Raw genomic sequence first — 5,564 nt, 5'->3', positions numbered from 1 at the left:
GGTTCAGGAGATTCGAAATCAATATATGTCGGGCTTGCTAACCGACGGTGAGCGCTACAATAAGGTTGTCGACATTTGGTCGCGTGCCAACGAGCTGGTAGCCAAGGCGATGATGGACAACATTTCCACGGAAGAAGTGGTAGATGCCGAAGGTAAAAAGGTTAAGCAACCTTCATTTAACTCGATTTTCATGATGGCTGATTCTGGAGCACGGGGTTCGGCTGCCCAGATTCGACAATTGGCCGGAATGCGGGGCCTGATGGCTAAGCCAGACGGGTCGATTATTGAGACCCCGATTACGGCAAATTTCCGCGAAGGGCTGAACGTGTTGCAGTACTTCATTTCGACACACGGGGCACGTAAAGGCTTGGCGGATACGGCCTTGAAAACAGCCAACTCCGGGTATCTTACACGGCGCCTTGTTGATGTGGCTCAAGACCTAGTCGTGGTCGAGCAAGATTGCGGTACTGAAAACGGCCTCGTGATGAAGCCGTTGATTGAGGGCGGCGATGTGGTTGAGCCGTTGCATGAGCGGGTGTTAGGGCGCGTCGTGGCGCAGGATGTCTATATTCCTGGCACAGATGAAATACTCGCCCCGGCTGGCACTTTGCTTGACGAAATCTGGGTGAAAAAACTCGATAAACACAGCGTTGATCAAGTGGTGGTACGTTCAGTCATCACCTGTGAATCGCGTCGTGGTGTCTGCGCCAAATGTTACGGTCGCGATTTGGCGCGCGGCCACTTGGTCAACGAGGGTGAGGCCGTGGGTGTCATCGCAGCTCAGTCGATTGGCGAGCCGGGTACGCAGCTGACCATGCGGACCTTCCATATCGGGGGGGCGGCATCAAGACAGTCGGCCGACAACAGCGTGCAGGTCAAGACAGAGGGCACGCTGAAATTGCAGAATGCAAAATTGGTTGAGAAGGCGGACGGCAATTGGGTGACCGTGTCGCGCTCTACTGGGATAGTGGTGATTGGCCCGGATGGTCGTGAGCGCGAGCGTTACAAGGTTCCTTATGGCGCCGAAATCAGTGTTGCCGATGGGGCAAGTGTGAAACCTGGTGATATTGTCGCAACGTGGGATCCGCACACCCATCCGATCATTACCGAGGTGGCCGGGCGCTTGCAATTGGTGGATGTGATCGAAGGCGTCAACATGGTGCGCAAGACTGATGAGGTGACAGGTCTGTCCTCTATAGTGATCACCGACGCCAAACAGCGCAGCGGTCGGAGCGAGCTACGCCCGATGGTTCGATTAGTGGATGAAAACGGTGAGCAATTGTGTATTGCCAATACCGATATCCCGGCCCAGTATCACTTGCCACCTAATGCCATTATCAACCTTGAAGATGGTGCTGAGGTCAATGTTGGTGATGCGATTGCGCGTATCCCTCAGGAAGGCACGAAAACGCGTGACATTACCGGTGGTTTGCCACGCGTGGCCGACTTGTTTGAAGCGCGGAAACCGAAAGAGCCTGCGATTTTGGCCGAAATTTCGGGGACCGTCTCGTTTGGAAAAGAAACGAAAGGTAAGCGTCGTTTAATCATTACACCTAAGGACGGTGATCCCGTTGAGATCATGATCCCGAAAACACGTCAGATTAACGTATTTGAGGGAGAATGGATCGAAAAAGGCGAAATCATTTCTGACGGACCGGCAAACCCACATGACATCCTGAGGCTCAAGGGCATTGAGGCTCTTGCCAACTACATTGTGAACGAAGTTCAGGAAGTCTACCGCCTGCAAGGTGTGCGCATCAATGACAAGCACATTGAGGTAATTATTCGTCAGATGATGCGCAAGTGTATCATCACTGATCCGGGTGATTCGCGCTATTTGGCGGGTGAACAGGCTGAGTATGTTCGTGTCCTGGATGAAAATGACAAGCTCCTGGCAGAGGGCAAGCGTCCGATTCAATACGAACGCCTGCTCATGGGTATTACCAAGGCGTCACTGGCGACTGAATCGTTTATTTCAGCCGCATCATTCCAGGAAACGACACGTGTGCTCACCGAAGCTGCGGTCAGCGGTCGTGTCGATGAGTTGAGAGGCTTGAAGGAAAACGTCATTGTCGGACGCTTAATTCCGGCAGGCACCGGCCTGTCTTATCACCGGCAGCGGCAGCGGCAACGCGTCAAAGCGCGCGAAACCGTGACAGCCGCACAAGCGGAGGAACGGTTGCGAGAGGAACTGAGCTCAACCGATGACTCCGGAAATGCCGGAGACGAGTGATTTGCCGAAGGGTTAGACTTGACACCCGTTTAGGGCAAATTTACAATGCCGCACCCCATCTAAATTGGGGTGCGGTGTTTTTTGTTTTGTTAAATTGAACTTGGAGAGTGAGGCCAGATGGCAACCATAAACCAATTAGTCCGTAAAGGCCGCAAGCGCGTACGTAAAAAGACAAACGTGCCGGCGCTTGAGGCATGCCCGCAAAAGCGTGGCGTATGTACCCGTGTTTATACAACGACACCTAAAAAACCGAACTCGGCACTGCGTAAAGTCGCCCGTGTTCGTCTCACCAATGGTTACGAAGTCACCTCGTATATCCCGGGGGAAGGTCATAACCTACAGGAACACAGCGTTATTCTGATTCGCGGTGGTCGTGTAAAAGACTTGCCGGGTGTTCGCTACCATACCATTCGCGGTGTGCTTGATACTGCGGGGGTTAAAGATCGTAAGCAGGGTCGTTCGAAATACGGCGCGAAAAAACCCAAGTCCTGATAAATACCGGCCTCACTAGAAGTTATGTGAGTAAGGCTGAGTGTTTATCTCAGAGTGGCCTGAAGTAACACATAGGAATTACGAAAATGCCAAGAAGACGCGTAGCTGAAAAGCGAGAAGTACTACCGGATCCCAAGTTCAATAGCCAACTGCTGGCGAAATTTATTAACGTTATTATGGTCGATGGCAAAAAGTCGATCGCGGAAAAAATTGTTTATGGGGCTTTGGACATTGTTGGAGAGAAAAACAAGTCCGAAGACCCGCTGGCCTTGTTTGAGCAGGCGCTTGACAAGGTTCGTCCTTTGGTGGAAGTGAAATCGCGGCGCGTGGGCGGTTCGACCTATCAAGTGCCAGTTGAGGTGCGTCCAGCGCGGCAGACAGCGTTGGCGATGCGCTGGATTAAAGAGGCAGCACGCAAGCGCAGTGAAAAATCAATGCGTGAACGCCTGGCAGGTGAATTGTTGGATGCTTTGCAAGGGCGAGGTGCCGCCGTCAAGAAGCGCGAAGACGTGCACCGCATGGCCGAAGCAAACAAAGCATTCTCGCACTATCGCTGGTAATGCATTAACTGAATATCATTTATTGAGGATTGTATCGTGGCTCGTAAAACCCCAATTGAACGCTACCGGAATATCGGCATCTGTGCGCACGTAGATGCTGGTAAAACCACTACCACCGAGCGCATTTTGTATTACACCGGTTTATCGCACAAAATTGGTGAAGTACACGATGGTGCGGCCACCATGGACTGGATGGAACAAGAGCAGGAGCGCGGGATTACCATCACATCAGCGGCAACGACGACCTTCTGGTCGGGAATGAATCAACAATTCCCGCAACACCGAATCAATATTATCGATACGCCCGGCCACGTTGACTTTACGATTGAGGTCGAACGTTCGCTGCGTGTGCTCGACGGTGCGGTGGTCGTGTTCTGTGGTACCTCAGGTGTAGAACCGCAATCCGAAACCGTATGGCGCCAAGCGGACAAATACGGCGTTCCCCGCATGGTGTTTGTCAACAAGATGGACCGAGCCGGGGCGGACTTTTTGCGTGTTGTGGAACAGATTCGCGAGCGTCTTGGTGCGAATCCTGTCCCTATTCAACTGAACATTGGGGCAGAAGACGAATTCGAAGGGGTCATTGATCTGATTCGTTTCAAGGCAATATATTGGAACGAAGCGGATAAAGGAATGACCTACGAGCTAAAAGATATTCCGGCGCATCTGGTTGATAAGGCGCAGGAATTGCGTGAGCAAATGATTGAAGCCGCTGCTGAGGCTGATGAAGAGCTCATGGACAAGTACTTAGAGGGTGGTGAGCTCAGTGAGGAAGAGATCAAGCGTGGTCTGCGCATTCGCACGCTGAATAACGAAATTGTGCCAGCGTTGTGTGGCTCTGCATTCAAGAATAAAGGCGTTCAGGCGATGTTGGACGCTGTGGTGGAATACCTCCCCTCACCAATCGATATTCCGCCCGTCAAAGGGGAAACATTGGATGGTCAGCCGGCCGAGCGCAAAGCCAGCGATGATGAGCCGTTCTCAGCGCTTGCATTTAAAATTGCGACAGACCCGTTCGTCGGTACCTTGGTATTCTTCCGCGTTTATTCTGGTGTGCTAGAGACCGGATTGGCGGTGCTCAATTCTACAAAAGGCAAGAAAGAGCGTATTGGACGCCTGGTCCAGATGCACTCGAATCACCGCCAGGAAATCAAGGCCTGCTATGCTGGCGATATCGCCGCAACAGTTGGTCTGAAAGACATTACAACAGGGGATACCTTCTGTGATCCCGACAATCCCATTGTGTTGGAGCGGATGGAGTTCCCTGAGCCAGTGATCTCAGTTGCGGTTGAACCGAAAACCAAGGCAGACCAAGAAAAGATGGGCATTGCCTTGCAGAAATTGGCGCAAGAAGATCCATCATTCCGTGTCCATACCGATCATGAAACCGGGCAAACGATTATTTCCGGTATGGGTGAGCTTCACTTGGATATTATCGTCGATCGTATGCGTCGCGAGTTCAAGGTTGAAGCCAATGTGGGCAAACCACAAGTTGCTTATCGCGAGGCAATTCGTAAGACTGTTGAGGTAGAAGGTAAGTTTGTGCGCCAGTCGGGTGGTCGAGGACAATACGGGCATGTTTGGCTGCGCCTTGAACCGCTCGAGCGTGGTGCGGGCTACGAGTTTGCCGAAGAAATTGTTGGTGGCGTGGTTCCGAAGGAATATTTCCAAGCCATCGACAAAGGTATACAAGAGCAGATGGAAAACGGCGTGCTTGCGGGCTATCCAGTCATCGACATGAAAGCAACGCTGTTTGACGGCTCGTATCATGATGTTGACTCCAGTGAAATGGCATTCAAAATTGCCGCGTCTATGGCGGTCAAAGAAGGCGTCTTGAAAGCGGACCCGGTACTACTGGAGCCGATCATGAAAGTGGAAGTGGTCACGCCCGAAGATTATATGGGTGATGTAATGGGTGACCTGAACCGCCGTCGCGGTATCGTTCAGGGTATGGACGATACGCCTGCCGGCAAAACCATCCGTGCATTGGTGCCCTTGGCTGAGATGTTCGGCTACGCCACCGATTTGCGCTCGATGAGTCAGGGTCGTGCCACTTATACTATGCAGTTCGATCATTATGGCGAATGTCCGGCGAATATTGCTGAAGCGGTTATCAAGCAACGTCAGGGCGAGTAAAATATTTGTTGTGACTTCAACAAGAGGATAGAGCAATGTCAAAAGAAAAATTTGAACGTAAAAAACCCCATGTAAACGTGGGTACGATTGGTCACGTTGACCACGGTAAGACCACGTTGACTGCGGCGATGTGTAACGTATTG

At 51.8% G+C, this 5,564-nt stretch carries 5 protein-coding genes; all 5 read left to right on the top strand.

All coding sequences use genetic code 11. The features are described from left to right. Positions 1-2,233 (top strand): DNA-directed RNA polymerase subunit beta' (locus D6694_06210; GenBank protein RMH44137.1); only part of this gene is annotated, 2,233 nt, incomplete at its 5' end. Between the two features lie 117 nt (positions 2,234-2,350). Next, positions 2,351-2,725: a 30S ribosomal protein S12 gene (locus D6694_06205; GenBank protein RMH44135.1), complete on the top strand. Its 375-nt coding sequence runs from the start codon at positions 2,351-2,353 to the stop codon at positions 2,723-2,725. Between the two features lie 86 nt (positions 2,726-2,811). Next, a complete protein-coding gene (locus D6694_06200; protein RMH44134.1) occupies positions 2,812-3,285 on the top strand; it encodes a 30S ribosomal protein S7 in 474 nt (157 codons plus the stop codon). A gap of 36 nt (positions 3,286-3,321) precedes the next feature. After that, entirely contained in the window at positions 3,322-5,421 is a 2,100-nt protein-coding gene (gene fusA / locus D6694_06195; GenBank protein RMH44133.1) for an elongation factor G, read from the top strand. A 35-nt stretch (positions 5,422-5,456) separates the two neighbouring features. Further along, positions 5,457-5,564, top strand: a 108-nt coding sequence (locus tag D6694_06190; GenBank protein RMH44136.1) for an elongation factor Tu, incomplete at its 3' end; no start/stop codon positions are given.

It is taken from the genome of Gammaproteobacteria bacterium (assembly GCA_003696665.1).
In the GTDB taxonomy this organism is placed as follows: domain Bacteria; phylum Pseudomonadota; class Gammaproteobacteria; order Enterobacterales.
The sequence above is the reverse complement of the archived record's forward strand: the minus strand, read 5'-3'. Positions and strand labels throughout refer to the sequence as shown.

Bases quoted from the DNA above. Each gene is read 5' to 3' on its own strand.
- D6694_06205 (RMH44135.1), top strand. From the start codon at position 2,351: ATGGCAACCATAAACCAATTAGTCCGTAAAGGCCGCAAGCGCGTACGT.
- D6694_06200 (RMH44134.1), top strand. From the start codon at position 2,812: ATGCCAAGAAGACGCGTAGCTGAAAAGCGAGAAGTACTACCGGATCCC.